The 217-nt window shown below is 49.3% G+C and carries 1 rRNA gene; it reads left to right on the top strand.

Annotated features, from left to right (window positions below):
• Window positions 1–148 precede the first annotated feature (148 nt).
• Window positions 149–217: ribosomal RNA gene (rrf, locus tag OGX86_RS00325) — 5S ribosomal RNA — on the top strand; the annotation flags it as partial.

Genomic DNA, 217 nt, shown 5'->3' with positions numbered 1-217 from the left:
TGTAGCGATACATTGAGCTAACCGATACTAATGAACCGTGAGGCTTAACCTTACAACGCCGAAGATGTTTTGGCGAAAGACAGACACAAGATTCAGCTTGATTACAGATTAGATTAACCGGCGAAAAGCGGGTTAATAACAGAATTTGCCTGGCGGCTGTAGCGCGGTGGTCCCACCTGACCCCATGCCGAACTCAGAAGTGAAACGCCGTAGCGCC

It is taken from the genome of Citrobacter sp. Cpo040, from assembly GCF_030332915.1.
In the GTDB taxonomy this organism is placed as follows: Bacteria; Pseudomonadota; Gammaproteobacteria; order Enterobacterales; family Enterobacteriaceae; genus Citrobacter; species Citrobacter portucalensis.
This window is presented reverse-complemented; position numbering and strand designations above follow the sequence as displayed.